We start from the raw sequence: 21,205 nt of genomic DNA, 5'->3' as shown, positions 1-21,205 counted from the left end.
AGGGCGGGCGCCGCTCGATCAGGCGAGCGCCCGCGCCTCCGCCCGCCCGCCGACGGCGCGGGCGCTCGTCGCCGGGGCGATCGGCCCGCCCAGCACTCCGGCCGAGGTCACGACCTCGAGGACCGGCCCGTCGAGGAGCACCTCGAGGCGACCGCCGCGGTGGGGGGCGCTCGAGGTCTCCGCGCCTGAGCGCTCGAGCGCGACCGCGGCACCGTCCCAGACCAGCGCCGTCGCCGCCCCGAGCTCGAGCCGGTCGCCCGCGCCCTCCGGGGTCCAGCCGATCAGCACCGGGGCACCCGTCAGATCCTCGAGGTCGACGGGAGCACCGGGGGCCGACGCCCACGCGGGGTGGGGCAGCACGACGAGCCGGTCGTCGCGGATCCCGAGCAGGTGCGGGACGCTGAGCGCACCGGTCCAGCCCGCCTCCGCGTCCTCGACGCCGCGCATCCAGAACATCAGGCAGGGGCGGCCCTCCGCGTCGCGGAAGAACGACGGGGCGTAGTAGGAGTCGCCGAAGCTGAGCCGCCCCCAGTCGCGCGCCTCGAAGCGGCCGTCACGGTACTCGCCGATCCCGTAGGCCGCGTAGTGCAGGACGTCGGCGTCCCACACGGAGCTGATCAGCACGTGCCGACCGTCGATCTCGACGATCTGCGGGCACTCCCAGAGCGCCCCCGTCCACACCGGCTCGCGCTCGCTCGTCGAGCGGCGGGCGGCGACGCCGTCGTACTGCCACGAGTCGAGGTCGGCGGAGGTGTAGGTGATCGCGAGCGCGTCGCCGGAGGAGGTGCCCGCGCCGACGAACATCCGCCACCCGGCCTCCTCGCGGAGCACGAAGGGATCGCGGAAGACCACGAGGTCGAGGTCGGCGGGCGGCCGGAGGAGGACGTCGCCCTTCTCCCACACGTCCCAGCTCGGATCGGTCGGGCGCGCGACGCGGATCCGCCCGAGCGCGTAATCCTCCGCGATCGTCGAGGTGTAGAGGATGCGAGCACCGTCCTCCGCATCGACGAGGCTACCGGTCCAGATCCCGCCGTCGCCGTCGCCCGGGGCGAGTGCGATCGGGCGGCGCTCCCAGTGCAGCAGGTCCGTCCCGACCGCGTGGCCCCAGTGGCAGGTCGGCTGCCAGACCGCGCTGCCGGGCACGTACTGGTGGAACAGGTGGTACCGCCCGTCGTGGACGGTGATCCCGTGCGGATCGTTGATCCAGCCGGACTCGGCGGTGAAGTGGATGCGGGGGCGTTCCGCCCGAGGCGCGGGGGCGCCGTCGAGACGTCCAGCCGCGTCGATGGAGGTCGAGGTCATGAGGTGACAATACGTTTTGCCAAAACGTCTTGTCAAACGTCGGCATCCCGTGCATGCTGTCCTTCGTCGGCATCCGTCGACCCCCCGGCACCCCCGCACAGCGCTCTCGATTGGAGCCGAATCAATGTCGCTTCGCAGAACACCCCGCCCCCTCGCCCGGCGCAGAGTCCTCCTGGTCGGCGCCGTCGCCCTCGCCTCGACCACCGTCCTCGCCGGCTGCGGCGCGGGCGGCGGCACCGGCGCCTCCGGCGATGCCGACACGGTCATCGTCCTGGTCGAGGCAGGCGGTCTCGTCGAGCTCCAGCCCATCGCGGACAAGTTCACCGAGGACACGGGGACGACCGTCGACTTCGTCGAGCTGCCCTACGACGGGCTCTACAACCGCCTCAACAGCGAGTTCTCCGCGGGCAGCGTCTCGTTCGACGTGGCGGCCCTCGACGCGATCTGGCTGCCCGCCTTCGCCGGCGCCGTGACTCCGCTCGACGACCTCTACACCGACGACGTCGTCGCAGACCTCTTCCCCTCCCTCGTCGAGGAGGCGGACGTCGACGGCAGCTACGTCGGCATGCCGGCGTGGACAAACTCCGAGATCCTCTACTACCGCACCGACCTCTTCGAGGACCCCGCTCAGCAGGCGGCCTTCAAGGCCGAGTACGGCTACGACCTCGTCCCGCCGACCACCTGGCAGCAGTACCGCGACGCAGCCGCCTTCTTCACCCAGGACACCGACGGCGACGGCACGACCGACCTGTACGGGACCGACGTGAAGGGCGCCGTCGAGACGGAGTGGCTCGCGACGCTGTCGCAGACCGGCGAGACGACCATGGTGACGGACACCGAGGGAGCCGTCTCGCTCGGCGACGCCGAGAGCAAGGAGGCGCTCGACTTCTACACGAGCCTGCTGCCCTACGCTCCTCCCGGCGCCGCGCAGCTCGACTGGGCCGGGGCGCAGAACCTCTTCAACCAGGGCCAGACGGCCATGATGCGCTTCTGGGCGCACGCCTACCGGCAGATCCCGGCCGACGCCGCGGTCGCCGGCAACGTCGGAGTCGCGCCGATGATCGGCGGCGAGGCCGGGCCCGCGGGAGTGCCCGGCGCGTGGTACCTCTCGGTCGCGGAGGCGAGCGAGAAGCAGGAGAAGGCACTCGAGTTCGTGCAGTACGCCTACGACAACAACGAGCTCAGCGCCGAGACCAGCCTGGGCCTCGCCTCGCGCATCTCGGTCCTCGAGAAGTACCAGGACGTCGAGGGCTTCGAGAACTACAAGCCGCTGCTCGACACCCTGAACTCCCCCGCCACCCTCCCGCGCCCCGCGGTCGCCGAGTGGCAGCAGATCGTCGACACGGTGCTGATCCCGATGCTGCAGAAGTCGGTCGAGCCCGGAGCCGACAACCAGCAGCTCCTCGACGACGCCGCGCAGCAGGTCGAGACCCTGGTGGCGAAGTGACCTCCGCCACTCAGGCGCCGGCCGCGGGCCGGACGGGGACCTCCCCCTCCGGCCCCCGGCCGGACCGGCCCCCGCGCCGCTCGCTGAGCGACAAGCGCTTCGCCACCCTCCTGATGGTCCCGGCGACGCTGTTCCTGGCCGTCTTCGTCGGCTGGCCGCTGCTGCAGTTCGTCGGCGACTCGTTCTTCTCGATCGACCCGATCGGCGGGACGCGCGACTTCATCGGGCTCGGCAACTACGCCGCAGCGTTCGCCTCGCCCGACTTCCTGAACGCGTCGTGGCGGACGGTCGTCTACACGATCATCGTCGTCGCCCTCGAGTTCGTCCTCGGCCTGGGTGTCGCGCTGCTCTTCACGGCCCTCGGCGACGCGTCCCGGGTCTTCCGCACGATCTTCCTGTACCCGCTGATGATCGCGCCGATCGTGGCCGGGCTGCTCTGGCGGTTCCTCCTGATCGACAACGTCGGCATCGTCAACGAGGTGCTCGCCCGGATCGGGATCCTCTCCTCGCCCGGCCAGATCGCCTGGCTGAGCGACCCCTCGATCGCGCTGTTCTCGGTCGCCATCCCCGACATCTGGCTGACCACCTCGTTCATCACCCTCGTGCTGTTCGCCGGCCTCCAGAACATCCCCGGCGACATCATCGAGGCCGCCCGCCTCGACGGAGCGCGCTACCCGGCGATCCTCTTCCGGATCGTGATCCCGCTGCTGCGCCCCGTCATCGCCGTCGCACTGATCCTGCGCGGGATCGACGCCGCCCGCGCGTTCGACGTGATCCTCATCCAGACCAACGGCGGACCCCAGCAGAGCACCGAGACGATGTCGCTGCTGATCTACCGCACCATGATCCGATTCGGAGATCCGGGTCTCGCCAGCGCGATGGGCACGATGTACCTCGTCGTCATGCTCGCCGTCGCGCTCGTCGCGATCCTCGCGATCTGGCGACCCGGTGGAGAGCAGAACTCATGAAAGGCCTCGAAGCCACCCGCGTCGGCCCGCGCGCGATCATCTGGATCGCCCTCGCCCTCGCCGTCGTCCTGTACGGATTCCCGTTCGTCTACATGCTGCTGACGTCCTTCAAGACGCCGCTCGAGACGATCTCGGTCCCGCCGCGGATCCTGCCGACCCAGTGGACGCTCGACAACTACTCCGCGGCGCTCTCCCGGGACGGAGTCGTCGCCTCGTTCATCAACAGCATCGTCACCGCGGTGCTGAGCACGGCCGTCTCGCTCGTCCTCGCTATCCCTGCGGCCTACGCGGTCACGAGGTTCCGGACCCGCCTGGGGCGCGTCTTCATCGTCGGCGCGCTGGTCATGCGGATGGTCCCGCCGATCGTCGTCGGGGCGCCGATGATCTCGATCTTCCGGAGCCTCGGCATCGCCGACACGTCCCTCGCCCTGGCGATCGCGCACACCACGATCTCGCTGCCCCTCTCGATCTGGCTGATGTCGAGCTTCTTCGAGGCGGTCCCGGCCGAGCTCGAGGAGGCGGCGAAGATCGACGGCGCGAGCCGGCTCGGCGCACTGTGGCGGGTCGTGATCCCGGTCACGGCGGGCGGAGTCGCGGTGACCGCGATCTTCGCGTTCCTCGCGTCGTGGAACGAGTTCCTGTTCGCGCTGCTGCTCACCGCCGTCCGCGCGCAGACGACTCCGATCGTGATCGCGAACTTCCAGACCCAGTTCGGCCTCGACTGGGGCGCGATGACCGCCCTCGCCGTCCTGTACTCGGTGCCCGTGATCCTGCTCACCCTGGTGCTCCAGCGCCACATCGTCGCCGGGCTCACGCTCGGCGCCGTCAAGGGCTGACGCCGGTAGTCTCGGCGGCGGCGAACGATCGAGGAGGTGTCGGACATGGCGCAGAAGGCAGTCGGCATCCGCGACGTCGCTCGCGAGGCGGGCGTCTCCGTCACCACGGTCTCGCACATCCTGAACGACGTGGAGTCGGCCCGGGCGAGCGTCGAGACCCGGGAGCGGGTGCGGGCGACCGCGGCCCGCCTCGGCTACGGAGCGAACCGGATCGCGCGGAGCCTGCGTCGGCAGCGGACCGAGATGATCGGCCTCATCAGCGAGGAGATCGCCACCACCCCGCACGCCGGCCGGATCATCCTCGGCGCACAGGAGGCGGCGCACGCCCACGGGCTGACGCTGGTCCTGATCAACACCGTGCGCGAGTCGTCCGACCTGAGCGCGGACATCGACACGCTGCTCCGCCAGCAGGTCGACGGGATCCTCTTCGCCACGATGTTCCACCGCGAGGTCTCGCTCCCCCACCCGCCGTCGGTGCCGACCGTCCTCATCGACGCGCGCGACCTCGGCGGGCTCATCCCCTCCGCGGTCCCGGACGAGGTCGGCGGAGCGAGGGCCGCGGTGTCGGAGCTGGTCGACGCCGGGCACCGGCGCATCGGGTTCCTGACCAACCGGGAGGACGTGCCCGCGACCCGCCTGCGCCTGCAGGCCTACCGCGAGATCCTCACCGAGGCCGGTATCCCGATCGACGAGTCGCTGATCGTCGAGGAGCTCTCCGAGAGCCCGGGCGGCTACCGAGCGGGCAAGCTGCTGCTCGAGCGGGCCGACCGGCCCACCGCGCTCTTCTGCTACAACGACCGCATGGCGATGGGCGCCTACCGCGCCGCCGCCGAGCTGCACCTCGAGATCCCCCGCGACCTCTCCGTCGTCGGCTTCGACAACCAGGAGATCATCGCCGAGGGCCTCTACCCGCCCCTCACCACCGTCGCCCTCCCGCACTACGAGATGGGCGCCTGGGCGGTCGACACCCTCGTCGGCCTCCTCGCGGGCCGCGGCGAGGAGCTGCTGCTGGCATCGCACCCCGTCCTGCTGCCCTGCCCGCTGGTCCGCCGCGACTCCGTGCAGGCACCGCCCGCCCCCTGACCGAGGGGTGCACCGCAGCCGCCGCACGCGGCGGAGCCGCTTCGCCCCCCCCCCTGCTGGTCGAGTAGCCCCGCAGGGGCGTATCGAGACCCACCAGCGTCAGCGGATCGGTCTTCTGCCCCGGCTACTGACGGACGTCGATCTCGATACGCCGCGTCCCGCGGCTACTCGATCAGCGAAGAAGAGGACCACACGCAGGAGGTCAGCAGATCAGGCGTCAGCCCCGGGCTTCTGATGGACGTGGATCTCGATACGCCGCGTTCCGCGGCTGCGGGCTCGATCAGCGAGGGAGGGGACCATCCCCAGAAGGTCGATTCTCCTCACAGACCTTCGCAAGCTCGCTGGTCGAGCCCGCAGCCCCGCAGGGGCGTATCGAGACCCATCTCCCTTCGAACGTCGGCCGGCGCCGGCGCCCCCTCCGCTCGAGAGGAGCACGCGAGCCGCCCGTCAGGCCTCCGGGCTCGCCGAGACGAACGGCTCGAACGGGTCGGCTCCGCCGGCCTCGAGCCAGTCGTACTCGACGCTCTCGCCGCCGATGCACCAGGTCGACGGAGTGGGCGAGTCGAGCCAGTCGACCGGCTCCACGCCGCCGGGGGCGCCTCCGTCGAGCGCGATCCGGAGGGCCGCCGCCAGGTCGTCGTCGACGGCGGCCGAGCGGGTCGAGGGGTCGACCGAGACGAACAGCGCGGTGCCGCTGCGGGCGACGAGGTCGAGGAACCGGCGGTTCAGCTCCCAGTCGGTGCCCGGTGTGCTCGCCACGCAGTCGGGGTCGGCGGTGAAGAAGGCGCCGTGCTGCGCGAGCCGGAAGGCGATGGTGTTGACGCCCACGCGGCGGGTGCGGTCCCAGTCGAGTCCTGAGGTGTCGTCGCCGATCCGCTGGGCGTGCACGAGGCCCGCCGCGAGGTGCCCGACGACGTCGCAGCCGAGGACCATCGCATCACCGGAGGCGGCCAGTGCCGCGCGGTAGAAGCCGACGAGCGCCTCCGCCGTGGTCGCCGAGGGATCGTGCAGCGCCGGCCCGCCGCCCGGTGACGCTCCCATCTCGGGGCCCCACTGGCCGAGCAGGTCGTAGGTCGAGAAGTCGTGCTTGATGAGCTCGAAGCCCCAGCCGCTCAGCCGGGCGAAGTCCTCGGTGACGAGCTCGAGGACCGCGGGCGAGCTCGGGTCGAGCGCGATCGCACCGTCCCGGGCAGCACGGGCGCCCTCGATCGAGGAGTCGCGGGTCAGCAGCGGCCGGAACCAGACGCCCGGTCGCACGCCCTCCTCCCGGATCGCTGCGGCGGCCGCGGCCATGTCGGGGAACTCCCGGGGTCGACCGCGCCGCCACGGGCCCGGGGAGGAGGCGAGACCGTCGGCGGTGCCCTCGAGGCTCCAGCCGTCGTCGATGACGCCGAAGGGGCGCACCGCGTGGTCGCCGGCGAGGTCGGCGACCAGGCGCGCGTCGCGGACCACCGCGTCGAGCCCGAAGTCGCGACCGTAGGCGTAGTACCAGTTGTTGGCGCCGACCAGTGGCCCCGCCGTGTCGAGCGGATCGGCGCAGAGGAGGCGCATCAGCTCCTGCTGCGCGCGGAACGCTCCGGCGTCGGACGTCGTGCGGCGGACGGTGGCGGCGTGGATCGCGCGGTCGCCCGGGCGGACGGCCGCTCCTCCGCTCCGCAGGTCGAGCGTCAGCGTGACCCCGTGCGGGTCGACCTGCCAGAACGCGAAGGCGCCGCCGCGGACCTCGACGCCGAAGCCCCGGGTGACCCCGGAGACCGGGTCGGCGACCAGCGCCGTCCACGGCAGCACGCGCTCCGGTCGCACCGCGCACCACTCCAGCTCGCCGTACGAGCGCTCCCATGCGTCGCCGAGCACGCGGGCCGAGGAGGGCGTCGCCTCGTGCCAGCGCAGGGCGACCCGCGCGACTCCGGCGAGCGCCGCGACGTCGATCCGGAGGCCGTGACCGACCCCCGTCAGCGCGACCCGCACGCCCGAGCGATCGCTCGCGACGAACGGGCCGGAGGGGTCGACCTGCACCCGGATCGAGTCGGGGGCGGGGACGGACAGCTCTGTCACGGGGGCTCCTTCTCGCCGCGGCCTGCCGAAGAACGACAAGCGACGGCTATATGTCACGACATTGGCGCAAACCTTGCGCGCCAAGAATCTACCCGTGTAGCTTCCCTCTTGGCTACACGAGTAGCTAAAGGCCCGACCGGGCAGCACCACGGCATTCGACGAAGGAGTCACCGTGCACTCACATCCGACCCGCGCCCCCCGCGGCGAGCGGCGCAGCCGATGACCGCGACCCGCCCCGCCCTCCCCGCGAAGGTCTCCCCCGGCCGCCGGGCCGCCAAGCGCCGCGAGATCCTCGTCGCCCTCGCGTTCGTGCTGCCGGCGGCGATCGGCTTCGGCGCGTTCTACGTCGCCCCCGCCGTCCGCGGCATCTACCTGAGCTTCACCGACTACAACCTGATGAGCGCCCCGTCGTTCATCGGCCTCGACAACTACGTGCGCCTCGCCTCCGACCCGCTGTTCTGGAACTCGGTCGGCGTGACCCTGCAGTACGTCGCCATCAACATCGTCGTGCAGACGATCGTCGCCGTCGGTCTCGCCGTGCTGATGCACCGCTTGACGCAGTCCGTCGTCATCCGCGGCACGATCCTCCTGCCGTTCCTGATCTCGAACGTGATCGCGGCGATGATCTGGTTCCTGCTGCTCGACTACCAGCTCGGCTTCGTGAACAGCGTGATCGAGTGGCTCGGCCTCACGCGGATCCCGTTCTTCGCCGACTCCGGCTGGGCGATCCCCACCATCGCGCTGGTGAACGTGTGGCGGCACATGGGCTACACCGCCCTGCTCGTCTTCGCCGGGCTGCAGATGATCCCGCCGTACGTCTACGAGGCGGCGGCGATCGACGGCTCGAGCGAGTGGCGCTCGTTCTGGAGGATCACCCTCCCGCTGCTGCGGCCGATCCTCGCGCTGGTGCTCGTCATCACCGTCACCGGGTCGTTCCAGGTGTTCGACACCGTCGCCGTGACGACCAGGGGCGGGCCGGTCAACGCCACCCGGGTGATCCAGTACTACATCTACCAGGTCGGCTTCGGCGAGAACGACTTCGGCTACGCCAGTGCGATCTCGGTCGTCCTGCTCCTCATCCTCGCCTGCGTCGCGTTCTTCCAGCTCCGGCTGATGCGCGCCGACCAGTCCGACCTCGCCTAGGGATCCCCGATGACCTCCACCCTGATCGCCGACGCCGTCGTCGGCCCCGCCGCCCCCGACCCCGGCTCGCCCCGCCGAGCCGTCCGCCGCCGCCGCCCCTCGTTCGGCCGGGTCCTCGCCTGGACCGCGATGATCGTGGCCCTGTTCGTGACGCTGTTCCCCTTCTTCTGGATGATCCGCACGGCCTTCTCGACCGAGAACGCCCTCGCGAGCAACCCCACCTCGCTCCTGCCGGTCGAGTTCACCTGGGGCGCGTTCGCCCGGGTGCTCGGCTTCGCGACGCAGGAGCAGGCGATCGCCGAGGGCGGCTCGGGCGCCTCCGTCGACTTCTGGCTCTACCTGCGCAACTCCGTCGCCTACGCGACGCTCGTCACCGCCGGTCAGCTGCTGTTCTGCTCGCTCGCCGCCTACGCCTTCGCCCGCCTGCGCTGGCCGGGTCGGAACCTCGTGTTCTCGGCGTTCCTGACGGCGCTGATGGTCCCGCCGATCTTCACGGCGCTGCCGAACTTCGTGCTGATGCGCGACCTGGGGCTGCTCAACACGATCCCCGGGCTCGCCCTGCCGACCCTGCTGATGACCCCGTTCGCGGTGTTCTTCCTCCGCCAGTTCTTCCTCGGCATCAGCCGCGAGATCGAGGAGGCGGCCGAGCTCGACGGCGCCGGCAAGCTCCGCATCTTCTTCCGGCTGATCGTGCCGATGAGCGTCGCCCCGCTCGCCACGCTCGGGATCCTCACCTACATCAACACCTGGAACGACTACTTCTGGCCGCTGCTCGCCGGCAACACGGAGGAGTCGCGCGTGCTCACCGTCGCGCTCGGCGTGTTCCGCTCGCAGACCCCCAACGGCAGCCCCGACTGGGCAGGGCTGATGGCCGCGACCCTCGTCGCCGCCGTCCCCGTCCTGATCCTGTTCCTCGCGTTCGGGCGCCGCATCGTCGACTCCATCGGCTACTCCGGCGTCAAGTGACGCCCTCCCGAACCCCTCGCACCCCCTCCCTCGCAATGAAGCAGAAAGGTCGCAGCACCATGTCCAGAACCCTCCAGAGGTCCGCCCTCACCCTCGCCGGCGTCACCGCCCTCGGACTCTCCCTCGCCGGCTGCGTGGGCGGCGGCTCCGGCACCGGGACCGCCGACAGCGCCGACATCGACACCAGCGCAGCCTCGGGCACCATCGACTACTGGCTCTGGGACAACAACCAGAAGGCCGCCTACCAGAGCTGCGCCGACGGGTTCCAGGAGGCGAACCCCGACGTCACCGTGACCATCTCGCAGTACTCGTGGGACGACTACTGGACCAAGCTGACCAACGGCTTCGTCGCCGGCACCGCGCCGGACGTGTTCACCGACCACCTGTCGAAGTTCGCCGACTTCGTCAACAACGACCAGCTCGTCGCCCTCGACGGCGTCGTCGAGAAGGACGGCATCGACGTCACCCAGTACCAGGACGGCCTCGCCGACCTGTGGGTCGGCCAGGACGGCAGCCGCTACGGACTCCCCAAGGACTGGGACACCGTCGCCGTCTTCTACAACCAGGCGCTCATCACCGACGGCGGCTACACGCCCGAGCAGATCGCCGCCCTGCAGTGGAACCCGGACGACGGCGGCAGCTACGAGCAGGCGATCGCGCACCTCACGGTCGATGTGAACGGCGTCCGCGGCGACGAGCCCGGCTTCGACAAGAGCCGGGTCGCCGTCTACGGCCTCGGCCTCGACAGCGGCTCGGGCGGCGGCAACGGCCAGACCCAGTGGAGCATGTACGCCGGCACCACCGGCTGGAACTACACCGACAAGAACCCGTGGGGCACGCAGTACAACTACGACGACGAGCGCTTCCAGGACACCATCGGCTGGATGGCCGGACTGATCGAGAAGGGCTACATGCCCTCGGTCGCCGCCGTCACGGGCAGCGACTCGACGCAGACCTTCGGCGCCGGCAAGTACGCGATGCTCACGAACGGCTCGTGGAACATCAACTCGTTCACCGGTCTGAGCGGAGTCGAGGTCGGCATCGCGCCGACGCCGGCCGGCCCCGACGGCACCCGCGCGACGATGTTCAACGGCCTCGCCGACTCGATCTGGTCCGGCTCCGACAACAAGGACGCCGCGGCGGCCTGGGTCGAGTACATGGCCTCCCCCGCCTGCCAGGACGTCATCGGCGAGCAGGGCGTGGTGTTCCCCGCTATCCCGAGCGGCACCGAGAAGGCCCAGGCCGCGTTCTCGGAGCGCGGCATCGACGTGAGCGCGTTCACCCAGCAGGTCGACGACGGGACCACGTTCCTCTTCCCGATCTCCGACAACGCGGCGAAGATCACGGGCATCATGACGCCCGCCGTCGACGCCGTCCTCGAGGGCCAGGCCGACCCGTCCTCGCTCACGGACGCCAACGAGCAGGTCAACGCGCTGTTTGAATAGCCGAAGCGGTGGGGGCCCGGATCGTCCGGGCCCCGGGCCGTGGCCGAGGAGGCCGACCGTGACGAGCGCACCACGATCCCCGCGGGCTCCCACCCGCAACGACGTCGCGGAGCGGGCGCAGGTGAGCACCGCGGTGGTCAGCTACGTCCTCACGGGGGCGAAGAACGTCACCCCCGAGAAGCAGCGCCGCGTGCGCGAGGCGATCGCGGAGCTCGGCTACCGGCCCAACAGCAGTGCGCGGGCGCTGCGGACGGGACGGACCCACGTGCTCGCCCTGCTCATGCCCGACAGCAGCAACCCGTACTTCGCCGAGTTCGCGATGCAGATCGAGAGCGCCGCCGCCGAGCGCGGCTACGCCCTGATCATCACGAACACCCACGACGACCCCGAGCGCGAAGTGCGACTCCTGAACGAGATGCACTCGCGGGGCGTCGACGGGGTGATCCTCGCGAGCGTGTTCCACGAGAGCCTGCAGCCCGCGGCCGACCCGGCGATCCCGACGGTCCTGATCGACTCGTTCAGCCCCGTCGCCGGGGCCCCCTCGATCGGCCTCGACGCCGTCGCCAGTGCGCACGCGGTCGTCCGGCACCTCGTCGAGGCGCACGGCTGCCGGTCGATCGACCTGGTGCTCGGCGCGAGCTCCGACCCGACCGGCGCCACCGACCCCCGCGAGATCGGCTGGGCCGAGGCACTCTCGGCCGCCGGCCTCCCGCTCGGCTCCGTCGAGATCACCAGCTGGACCAGGGAGGGCGGGCTGCTCGCCGCCGAGCGCCTGCTCTCGGGCTCCCGGCGGCCCGACGCCGTCTTCGCCGGCTCGGACCTGCTGGGGATCGGACTCCTGCGCGGAGCCTCCGACCTGGGGATCCGCGTCCCGGAGGAGCTCGCGATCATCTCGTACGACGGCACCTCGGAGTCGGCGTTCAGCATCCCCCGCCTCACCACCCTCGAGCAGCCCGTCGCCGCCATGGCGCGCCGGGCCATCGACCTCGTCACCTCCCCCTCATCGCCCCACTCCGGTCACACCGCGTTCCACGGCGAGCTCATCCTCCGCGAATCCTGCGGATGCGGCGCTCGCAGCGCGGCTGGCCACTCGGAAGGACCCTCCTCATGACCGGCACCACCTCCCCGACCGGAGTCGTCCTGCGCGCCGCCGGCGTTGCCCTCGTCCTCGACCTCGGCGACTCCCTCCTCCCCGCGGTCCTGCACTGGGGCACCGACTGCGGCCCGCTCGACGCCCGCGCCTTCGAGGCGCTCGCGCTCTCAGCGGCCGCGCGTCCCAGCCCGAACGACATGGACGAGCCGGTCAGGCTCGCCCTGCTCCCCGAGGAGTGGACCGGCTGGAGCGGCAGGCCCGGCCTGAACGGCTCCCGCGCCGGCGCCGACTTCTCGCCCCGCTTCCGGGTCGTCAGCGCCCTGGCGGACGGCGAGCCGCTGACCGGAGTCGCCCAGGCGCGCGTGCTGTCGGTGCGCGCGGAGGACCCGGTCGCCGCCCTCGCGCTCGATCTCGAGGTCGAGATGGACGCCTCCGGAATCGCTCGACTGCGCGGCGAGGTCACGAACCTCGGCGCCGAGGTCTACCAGCTCGACGAGCTCCTCCTCGCCCTGCCCGTCACCCCCGCGGCGAGCGAGATCCTCGACTTCGCCGGGCGCTGGGGCAAGGAGCGGGTCCCGCAGCGCTCGAGCGTGACCATCGGCGCGCACCGCCGCGAGGGCCGGCACGGTCGCACCGGAGCCGACGCCGCGACGCTGCTCTCGGTCGGCGAGCCCGGCTTCGGCTTCGCCGGCGGCGAGATCTGGAGCCTGCACGTCGGCTGGTCGGGCAACCACGTGCACCAGGTCGAGCGCGTCTCGACGGGCGTGCAGACACTCGGCGGAGGCGAGCTGCTGCTCCCTGGCGAGGTGCGGCTCGCGCAGGGCGAGAGCTACCGGAGCCCCTGGCTCTACGCCGCCCACGGCGTCGGCCTCGACGCGGTCGCCCGCCGCTTCCACCGCCTGCTGCGGGCGCGGCCCCAGCACCCCTCCTCCCCGCGCCCCGTCACGCTGAACGTCTGGGAGGCGGTCTACTTCGACCACGACCTCGACGTCCTCGTCGAGCTCGCCGAGCAGGCCGCCGCCCTCGGCGTGGAGCGCTACGTCCTCGACGACGGCTGGTTCGGCAGCCGCCGCGACGACACCTCGGGGCTGGGCGACTGGACCGTCTCGACCGACGTGTGGCCCCAGGGCCTGCACCCGCTCGTCGACCGCGTCCGCGCCCTCGGCATGCAGTTCGGGCTCTGGTTCGAGCCCGAGATGGTCAACCTCGACTCCGATCTCGCCCGCGCGCACCCCGAGTGGATCATGGCGACCGGCGGACGCCTCCCGGTCTCCTCGCGGAACCAGCAGGTGCTGAACCTCGGGATCCCCGAGTGCTTCGAGCACATCCGCGGCGCGATCTTCGCGATCCTCGACGAGTACGACATCGCCTACGTCAAGTGGGATCACAACCGCGACCTCGTGGACGCCGGGACCTCCCCCGGCGGCCGGGCCGGCGTGCACACGCAGACGCTCGCCTTCTACCGGCTGCTCGACGAGATCAGGGAGCGGTACCCGGCCCTCGAGATCGAGTCGTGCTCCTCCGGCGGCGCCCGCGTCGACCTCGGAGTGCTCGAGCGCACCGACCGGGTCTGGGTGTCCGACAACATCGATCCGCTCGACCGCCAGCAGATGAACCGCTGGACGACCCAGCTGATCCCGCCGGAGCTGATGGGCTCGCACATCGCCTCGGGCGTCTCGCACACGACGGGCCGCTGGCACGACCTGTCGTTCCGCGCCGTCACCGCGCTGTTCGGCCACCTCGGCATCGAGTGGGACCTGCGCGCGGCGAGCGACGCGGAGCGCGCCGAGCTCGGCGCGTGGATCGCCTTCTACCGGGAGCACCGCGCCCTGCTGCACGGCGGCGACCTGGTGCGGCTCGATCACCCGGACGAGACCCTCGCGGTGCACGGCGTGGTCGCCTCCGACCGGAGCGCCGCCCTCTACTCGTACGTCTCGCTCGCGCGCTCGGGAGTGGTCTCGCCGGGACGCCTCCGTCTGCCGGGCCTCGACCCGGAGGCGGTGTACCGGGTGACGCCGGTGACCATCGGAGGCGGCGGCGACCGCGTCACGCCGGCTCCGTGGTGGGGCGAGTCCGGCATCGAGCTCTCGGGCGGACTGCTCGGGAGCGCGGGCCTCATGGCGCCGCTGCTGCGGCCCGAGACGGGGGTCGTGTACTCGGTGCAGCGCGTCGGCGGGTGAGGGCGCGGCCGTCGGCCTGTGACGTGCGCCCGGGGGCGAGAGGTTTGTGACGTAGGAGCGGGTGCGCTCCCGGGGGCCCGTTCGCCGGCTCTCGCCCCTGTGCTCTCGTCTGAGCGGCGAGAGATGACGAACAGCGTGCCCGGCCGTGTCCAGCGGTGCGTCGATTCGGCGGCTCCCCGCCTCGCGCATCGTCGCGGCCCGGTCGCGTCGGCTCGAGGACATCGAGGCCGCCCTCATGCGCGCCGCCTCTTGTGAGGCGCGACCCCCGGCCGCTACGGTCGTCGGAGCCGATCTACGAAAGGAGCCTGGCCATGCAGAACACCACGCATTCCACCACCGCCGGCTTCTTCGGCGCCCTCTCCGACTGACCGGTCGAGCCTCCCGCTCGTCATCGCTCAGACGGTGACGGCGCTGAAGAAGCTCCCGGTCCCACGGTCTCGCCGTGCGGATCGACGTCCCGTCCGGGACCCTCGCAGGTCCTCCGCGCCGCCTCCTCGGCGGTGCCTCCGCGCCGCCTCCCCGGCGGCGCCTCCGCGCGCCCTCGGCGCGCTCCTCGCCGCGCCCTCAAGGCGCTCTTCGGCGCGCCTGCGCGCCCTGCCAGAAGGACATTCTCGTGAACACCGCACTCGGAGCGACCGCACTCGCCCGACCTCGACGCCGCACCGCCGGACTCCTCGACCGCCTCGCCCTCCGCCTCGGAGTCGCGCTGGTGGCGTGGAGCCGGCGCGACCGGCGCCTCCCCCTCACCGACGCCGACGTCGCCGCGCTGCGCCGCGAACGCGCCGACCTGCTCGAGCGCGAACGGAGGTACCGCCTCCTGAACACGCCCCGCTGACCGGTGCTGCCGCCGGGCACCTCCGGCTCGCGAGAACGCGTTCGGCTCGTGGAATCGGCGCCTTCCCACGAGCCGAACGCGATTCCGCGAGCCGGACCTCGGCCGCCGGGACGCTCGGGCTCGTCAGAGCACGTTCGGCTCGTCGAATCGGCGCCTTCCCGCGAGCCGAACGCGATTCCGCGAGCCGGACGTCGCCTCCCGGGCTCCGCGCCGCTTCGAGGCTCGACGACTCCGCAGAAGTTGCGGTACTCGCGTGCGACTACCGCGACTTCTGCTGAATCGGCGGCTCAGCCGCGCGGAAAGCGCGCGTCGCGCTCGTAGTCGCGGCGCCGCAGCTCGAGAGCCGCCGCGACCTGGGCCGGCGCGTCGTCGCCGACGAGCAGGCGGAGGCGGTCGTCGCCGGACGCGACGTGCGCCAGGATCGCCCGCGCGGCCTCGGCCGGTGCCAGCCCCTCGCCTCCGGAGCTCGCGGGCCACGGCACGGTCGGCGTCCCGAACAACTCGGTCCGCAGCGGGTCGTACGCGGGCAGCGGGCGGCTGAAGCGCATCCCGCTCCCCGCCCAAGCGGTGTCGAGGGCGCCCGGCTCGACGATCGTCACGCGGATGCCGAAGGCCCGCATCTCGGCGGCCATGGCCTCACTGAATCCCTCGAGCCCCCACTTGGCCGCGTTGTAGAGGCCGAGCGTCGGCATCGTCCCGACTGCGCCCACGGTCGAGATCTGCACGAGGTGCCCGGAGCCGGCGGCCCGCATCACCGGGATCGCCGCCTGGCACAGCCAGAGCGGCCCGAGCAGGTCGGTGTCGAGGATCGTGCGCGCCTCCTCCTCCGACACCTCCTCCGCGGCGCCGATCAGACCGTGCCCGGCGTTGTTGACCAGCACGTCGAGCCCCCCGAAGGCCTCGACCGCCCGCGCCACGGCCTCGGCGGCCCCTGCTCGCTCGCGCACGTCGAGCCGGTGCACGACGAGTCGGTCGTGCGGAGGCAGATCGTGCTCGCCGCGCACCGTCGCGACGACCGCGTGCCCCTCCTCGAGGGCCGCCTCGGTCAGTGCCCGGCCCAGTCCGCGGCCCGCGCCCGTGATCATCCAGGTGGCATCAGTCATGCCGCCCACCCTACTCAGAACTGGACGCACCGTCTCGTTTCGTCGAGTACCCTCGAACCCGTGGCGCGCCTCCGGACTCAGACCCTCGTGCACACCGCCGCCCTGGCACTCGCCGAGACCGGCCCCCTCACCATGGAGGGCATCGCCGCGCGCGCAGGAGTGAGCAAGCAGACGCTCTACCGCACCTGGCCGTCGACCGGCGCGATCCTCTTCGACGCACTGCTCGCGGAGAGTCTCGGCGCCGACGGGCGGGTCGCCGTGCCCGACACCGGCGACCTCGCCGCCGATCTCGAGCTGCTCGTCACCGGGACGATCGCCGAGCTGACCGATCCGCCCCGGGAGGCGCTGCTGCGCACTCTCACCGCCGCGATCCAGACCGATGCCGCCCTCGCCGAGCAGTACCGCGAGCGCCTCCTCGTGCCCCAGCTGGCCGCCGTCGCCGACCGGCTGCGTCGCGGAGGCGTCACCGATGCGGACGAGGCGGCCGAGCTCCTCCTCGGCCCGGTCCTGCACCGGTGGCTGCTGCGCTCGCGCCCCTTCGAGCCGGGCTGGCCGGCCGCGCACGTCGAGCGCGTCCTCCGCGCGCTCTGACGCTCCCTCGGGCACCGACGCATCCCGGGAGTCCGACAGTCGTCGTACTCGAGCGCTGAGCACGACGACTTCTGGAGGGTCGACGGCGCCCGCCTTGAGCGCGTCCAGGGAGTTAGGTTAGGTTAACCTTCGCAACCCGTCACTCCCTCAGAAGGATCGTCCGTGCCCTCCTCCCGCACCCCCCTCCGCCTCACCGCCGTCGCCTCGCTCGGCCTCACCGCCCTGCTGCTCACGGCCTGCTCCGGAGGCGCCGACGCCGGTGCGACCGATGCCGCCACGGCCGGCGGCGGAGCGTTCCCCGTCACCGTCGAGCACGCGTTCGGCGAGACCACGGTCGAGTCGGCCGACCGCGTCGTCGCGATCAGCTGGACCAACCAGGACGTCGCCCTCGCGCTCGGCGTGACCCCGGTCGGCTTCACCCGCGCCTCCTACGGCGACGAGGACGGCGACGGACTGCTCGCCTGGACGAAGGACGCACTCGACGCGGCCGGCGACGAGACTCCGACGCTCTTCGACGAGACCGACGGGATCCCCTACGAGGCCATCTCCGACCTCACGCCGTCCGTGATCCTCGGCGCCTACTCCGGCATGACGCAGGAGGACTACGACACCCTGTCGCAGATCGCGCCGACCGTCGCCTACCCGGGCCTGGCCTGGGGCACGACCTGGCAGGACTCGGCGAAGCTCGACGGCGCCGCGCTCGGACTCGCCGACGAGGCGGAGGCGGAGGTCGCCGACGTCGAGTCCGACATCGACGCCGCGGTCGCCGAGCACCCCTCGCTCGAGGGCAAGACCTTCACGTACGGCTGGTACGACCCCACCGACGCCAGCTCGTTCACCTACTACACGGCGAACGACGCCCGCGTGAAGTTCGTCGAGGACCTGGGTCTCGAGCTCGCGCCGAGCGTCGTCGACCTCACCGGCGACTCCGAGGCGTTCAGCGGCACCCTCAGCTCCGAGAACGCCGACCAGCTCGACGCCGACGTGCTGATCGTCTACGGCGACGACACCACGCTCGCCGCGCTGCAGGCCGACCCGCTGCTCTCGAAGATCCCGGCCGTCGCGCGCGGCTCGGTCTACGTGCTGACCGACGACTCCTCCGAGGCCATGGCGACCTCGTCGCCCAACCTGCTCAGCATCCCGTGGGTGCTCGACGAGTACACCGCGGGCCTCGCCGCCGCCGCCGACAAGGTGTCGTGAGCGCCGGTACCTCCCTGCCGCACCGGCGCCCCGCCCCCGACGACACTCTCGGGCGGGGCGCCGGTCGCACGAGGGCCGTCGCGCTCGTCGTCGTAGTCGCGGCGCTGGCCGTCGCGATGGTGCTCTCGCTCGTCTACGGCTCGCGCGAGATCCCGTTCGGCGAGATCTGGCCTGCGCTGACCGCCCCCGACCCCGACTCGATCGCCGACGCGGCGGTGCAGGGACGCGTGCCGCGCACGGTGCTCGCACTGCTGGTGGGGGCCTCCCTCGGGCTGGCCGGTGCGGTGATGCAGGGCATGACCCGCAATCCGCTCGCCGACCCGGGCATCCTCGGCCTCAATGCCGGCGCGTCGCTCGCGGTCGTCCTCGGCATCGCGACCGTCGGAGCGACGACGCTCCCCCAGTTCATCTGGCTCGCCTTCGTCGGCGCGGCCGCGGCCGGCGCGTTCGTCTACGCGGTCGCCTCCCTGGGCCGCGAGGGCGCGACTCCGCTCAAGCTCGCCCTGGCCGGCGCCGCGACGGCCGCGGCGCTGACCTCCCTCCTCACCGCCGTGCTGCTGACGCAGGAGGCGACCCTCAACCGCTTCCGCTTCTGGCAGGTCGGCGGGGTCGGCGGCGCCGAGACCGTCGGCATCGTCCAGGTCCTGCCGTTCGTCGCCGTCGGCGCGGTTCTCGCGCTCGGCAGCGCCCGCGGCCTCGACGCCCTCGCACTCGGCGACGACCTCGCCACCGGACTCGGCCGCCGCGTGGGACGCATCCGCCTCGTCGCGGGCGTCGCCGCGGTGCTGCTCTGCGGCGCGGCCACGGCGATCGCGGGGCCGATCGGCTTCATCGGCCTGATCGTCCCGCACCTCGCGCGCCGCGTCACCGGACCGGCGCACTCCTGGCTGCTCCCCTTCTCGGCCCTGCTCGGCGCGCTGCTCCTGCTCGTCGCCGACGTCCTCGGGCGCGTCGTCGCCCGCCCCAGCGACATCGAGGTCGGCATCGTCACCGCCCTGATCGGCGCCCCGGTGCTGATCGCGATCGTCCGCCGCTCGAAGGTGCGGGCCCTGTGAGCGCCGTCGCGAGTCCCGGCATCGTCGCCGGGCGCCGGCAGCGGCTGCGCCGCACGGTGATCGGATGCACGGTCCTCGCGCTCCTCGCCCTCGCGCTGGTCGTGGTCTCGCTCACCGTCGGCAACACCGTCTACTCGCCGCTCGACGTGCTGCGGGTGCTGCTCGGCGAGACCGTGCCGGGCGCCTCCTTCACCGTCGGCACCCTCCGCCTGCCGCGCACCATCACCGCCGTGCTCGTCGGCATCGGGTTCGGGATGGGCGGCGTGATCTTCCAGACGATGCTGCGGAACGCGCTGGCCAGCCCCGACATCATCGGCATCACCTCGGGCGCGAGCGCGGCCGCCGTGGTCGCGATCGCGTTCTTCGGTCTCTCGGGCACCACGGTCTCGGTGATCGCGGTCGCGGCCGGGCTCGCGACGGCGCTGCTGATCGCCTCCCTCGCCGACGGCGGCGGAGTCGTCGGCGCGCGGCTGATCCTGATCGGGATCGGCGTCGGCGCCATGTTCCAGAGCGTCATCGCGTTCGTGCAGACCCGCGCCGACTTCGAGGACGTCCAGGAGTCGCTGCGCTGGCTGACCGGCAGCCTCAACACGGCGCTGTGGGACGGCGTGCCCCCGCTCGCGGTCTCGATGCTCGTGCTCGTGCCCCTCGCCCTGCTCCTCGCGGGCCGGCTCTCGGTGCTGCAGCTCGGCGACGAGTCGGCGACCGCGCTCGGCATCGACGTGCGCCGCAGCCGCCTGGCGCTCCTGGCCGTCGGAGTCGGACTCGTCGCGGTCGCCACCGCCGCCACCGGGCCGATCGCGTTCGTCGCCTTCGTGTCGGGGCCGATCGCGCGGCGGATCGTGCCCGACGCGCGATCGCTGCTGATCCCCTCCGCCCTCGTCGGCGTGGTCGTCGTGCTCACGGCCGACCTCGTCGCGCAGTACGTCGCCGGGCTCGTCTTCAGCGGCGCACGCTTCCCCGTCGGAGTGGTCACGGGCGCCGTCGGCGCGCCGTTCCTGCTCTGGCTCCTCGCTCGCCGCAACCGCACCGGAGGCTCCCTGTGACCGCACCCGCCACTGCTCCCACCGGGACCCATCGAACCCTGTCCGTCGACTCCGTCACCCTCGCCTACGACGAGCGCGTGGTGGTCGACGGCCTCTCGCTGACCGTGCCGACCGGCGCGATCAGCGTCATCGTCGGCGCGAACGCCTGCGGCAAGTCGACGCTGCTGCGGGCGATGGCGCGCCTGATCACGCCGCGCGAGGGCGCCGTGCTGCTCGACGGGCAGGCGATCCACCGCCTCCCGACACGGCAGGTCGCCCAGCAGGTGGGGCTGCTGCCGCAGACGCCGATCGCGCCGGAGGGGATCGCCGTGTCGGATCTGGTCGCGCGCGGCCGGTACCCGCACCGCGGCTGGTTCGGCCGCGGCGCCTCCGCCGACGACGACGCCGTGGTCGAGGACGCCCTGCGCGCGACCGGCACCCTCGAGATCGCGGACCGGCCGGTCGACGAGCTCTCAGGCGGCCAGCGCCAGCGCGTCTGGATCGCGATGGCGCTGGCGCAGCGCACCGACGTGCTGCTGCTCGACGAGCCGACCACCTACCTCGACGTCTCGCACCAGATCGAGGTGCTCGACCTGCTGACCGACCTCAACCGCTCCCGCGGCACCACGATCGTGATCGTGCTGCACGACCTCAACCTCGCCGCGCGCTACGCCGACCACCTGTTCGCGGTGCGCGACGGCGCGCTGTACGCCTCCGGGACGCCGGCCGACGTGGTGACGCCCGAGACGGTGCGCGCCGTCTTCGGGATGGAGTCGCGCGTGATCGAGGACCCCGTGTCGCGCACCCCGCTGGTGCTGCCGATCGGGCGGCACCACTCGGGCTGACGCGAGGCGACTCCCGGATCTCCCGCCTCGACT

General features: G+C 72.2%; 18 protein-coding genes. 15 read left to right on the top strand and 3 right to left on the bottom strand.

The annotated features are described in order from the left end of the window. Nucleotides 1-18: 18 nt before the first annotated feature. Nucleotides 19-1,302: a glycoside hydrolase family 32 protein gene (locus GRS96_RS05085; RefSeq protein ID WP_159987901.1), complete on the bottom strand. Its 1,284-nt coding sequence runs from the start codon at nt 1,300-1,302 to the stop codon at nt 19-21. A gap of 124 nt (nt 1,303-1,426) precedes the next feature. On the opposite strand from GRS96_RS05085, the gene GRS96_RS05080 reads away from it, so the two are divergent. The 4 genes from GRS96_RS05080 (at nt 1,427) to GRS96_RS05065 (ending at nt 5,636) form a co-directional block, all read left to right on the top strand. Continuing rightward, complete coding sequence (locus tag GRS96_RS05080) at nt 1,427-2,749, top strand: ABC transporter substrate-binding protein (protein WP_159859342.1); 1,323 nt, start codon at nt 1,427-1,429, stop codon at nt 2,747-2,749. Nucleotides 2,750-2,862: 113 nt separating this feature from the next. After that, on the top strand, nt 2,863-3,717 hold the full coding sequence (locus GRS96_RS05075) for a carbohydrate ABC transporter permease (RefSeq protein WP_159859413.1): 855 nt from the start codon (nt 2,863-2,865) through the stop codon (nt 3,715-3,717). After that, the gene (locus GRS96_RS05070; RefSeq protein ID WP_159859339.1) at nt 3,714-4,553 is read left to right on the top strand and encodes a carbohydrate ABC transporter permease; all 840 of its coding nucleotides are present in this window, start codon (nt 3,714-3,716) and stop codon (nt 4,551-4,553) included. The genes GRS96_RS05075 and GRS96_RS05070 overlap by 4 nt, the downstream gene beginning before the upstream one ends. A 45-nt stretch (nt 4,554-4,598) precedes the next feature. After that, nucleotides 4,599-5,636, top strand: coding sequence for a LacI family DNA-binding transcriptional regulator (locus tag GRS96_RS05065; protein WP_159859336.1), 1,038 nt, complete (start codon nt 4,599-4,601; stop codon nt 5,634-5,636). A 447-nt stretch (nt 5,637-6,083) separates the two neighbouring features. Here the strand turns inward: GRS96_RS05065 and GRS96_RS05060 are convergent, their stop codons facing one another. Continuing rightward, on the bottom strand, nt 6,084-7,691 hold the full coding sequence (locus GRS96_RS05060; RefSeq protein WP_159859333.1) for a hypothetical protein: 1,608 nt from the start codon (nt 7,689-7,691) through the stop codon (nt 6,084-6,086). A 219-nt stretch (nt 7,692-7,910) separates the two neighbouring features. Here GRS96_RS05060 and GRS96_RS05055 point away from each other — a divergent pair, with 219 nt between their 5' ends. The 6 genes from GRS96_RS05055 (at nt 7,911) to GRS96_RS05030 (ending at nt 15,353) form a co-directional block, all read left to right on the top strand. Beyond that, entirely contained in the window at nt 7,911-8,834 is a 924-nt protein-coding gene (locus tag GRS96_RS05055; protein WP_159859330.1) for a carbohydrate ABC transporter permease, read from the top strand. A gap of 9 nt (nt 8,835-8,843) precedes the next feature. Beyond that, nucleotides 8,844-9,800 carry a carbohydrate ABC transporter permease gene (locus GRS96_RS05050; protein WP_159859327.1) on the top strand — a complete coding sequence of 319 codons (957 nt, stop codon included), beginning with the start codon at nt 8,844-8,846 and terminating at the stop codon, nt 9,798-9,800. A gap of 59 nt (nt 9,801-9,859) precedes the next feature. Beyond that, on the top strand, nt 9,860-11,245 hold the full coding sequence (locus GRS96_RS05045) for an ABC transporter substrate-binding protein (protein ID WP_159987900.1): 1,386 nt from the start codon (nt 9,860-9,862) through the stop codon (nt 11,243-11,245). Between the two features lie 58 nt (nt 11,246-11,303). After that, nucleotides 11,304-12,356, top strand: a complete 1,053-nt coding sequence (locus GRS96_RS05040) for a LacI family DNA-binding transcriptional regulator (RefSeq protein ID WP_159987899.1) — start codon at nt 11,304-11,306, stop codon at nt 12,354-12,356. Beyond that, entirely contained in the window at nt 12,353-14,518 is a 2,166-nt protein-coding gene (locus tag GRS96_RS05035) for an alpha-galactosidase (RefSeq protein WP_159987898.1), read from the top strand. Before GRS96_RS05040 ends, GRS96_RS05035 begins: the two co-directional genes overlap by 4 nt. Before the next feature lie 613 nt (nt 14,519-15,131). Further along, nucleotides 15,132-15,353, top strand: coding sequence for a hypothetical protein (locus GRS96_RS05030; protein WP_159987897.1), 222 nt, complete (start codon nt 15,132-15,134; stop codon nt 15,351-15,353). A 287-nt stretch (nt 15,354-15,640) separates the two neighbouring features. Here GRS96_RS05030 and GRS96_RS05025 read toward each other — a convergent pair whose 3' ends face one another. Next, on the bottom strand, nt 15,641-16,456 hold the full coding sequence (locus GRS96_RS05025; protein ID WP_204162033.1) for an SDR family NAD(P)-dependent oxidoreductase: 816 nt from the start codon (nt 16,454-16,456) through the stop codon (nt 15,641-15,643). A gap of 60 nt (nt 16,457-16,516) precedes the next feature. On the opposite strand from GRS96_RS05025, the gene GRS96_RS05020 reads away from it, so the two are divergent. The 5 genes from GRS96_RS05020 (at nt 16,517) to GRS96_RS05000 (ending at nt 21,172) form a co-directional block, all read left to right on the top strand. Continuing rightward, on the top strand, nt 16,517-17,047 hold the full coding sequence (locus tag GRS96_RS05020) for a TetR/AcrR family transcriptional regulator (RefSeq protein WP_159987896.1): 531 nt from the start codon (nt 16,517-16,519) through the stop codon (nt 17,045-17,047). A 162-nt stretch (nt 17,048-17,209) separates the two neighbouring features. Further along, on the top strand, nt 17,210-18,247 hold the full coding sequence (locus GRS96_RS05015; protein ID WP_159987895.1) for an iron-siderophore ABC transporter substrate-binding protein: 1,038 nt from the start codon (nt 17,210-17,212) through the stop codon (nt 18,245-18,247). Further along, the gene (locus GRS96_RS05010) at nt 18,244-19,302 is read left to right on the top strand and encodes a FecCD family ABC transporter permease (protein ID WP_159987894.1); all 1,059 of its coding nucleotides are present in this window, start codon (nt 18,244-18,246) and stop codon (nt 19,300-19,302) included. Before GRS96_RS05015 ends, GRS96_RS05010 begins: the two co-directional genes overlap by 4 nt. Further along, complete coding sequence (locus GRS96_RS05005; protein WP_159987893.1) at nt 19,299-20,348, top strand: FecCD family ABC transporter permease; 1,050 nt, start codon at nt 19,299-19,301, stop codon at nt 20,346-20,348. The genes GRS96_RS05010 and GRS96_RS05005 overlap by 4 nt, the downstream gene beginning before the upstream one ends. Further along, on the top strand, nt 20,345-21,172 hold the full coding sequence (locus GRS96_RS05000) for an ABC transporter ATP-binding protein (protein ID WP_159987892.1): 828 nt from the start codon (nt 20,345-20,347) through the stop codon (nt 21,170-21,172). The genes GRS96_RS05005 and GRS96_RS05000 overlap by 4 nt, the downstream gene beginning before the upstream one ends. Nucleotides 21,173-21,205 lie beyond the last annotated feature (33 nt).

This window comes from Rathayibacter sp. VKM Ac-2803 (assembly GCF_009807175.1).
Taxonomy (GTDB): domain Bacteria; phylum Actinomycetota; class Actinomycetes; order Actinomycetales; family Microbacteriaceae; genus Rathayibacter.
Note: the sequence above shows the minus strand (reverse complement) of the source record. Positions and strands in the feature narration are given on the sequence as shown.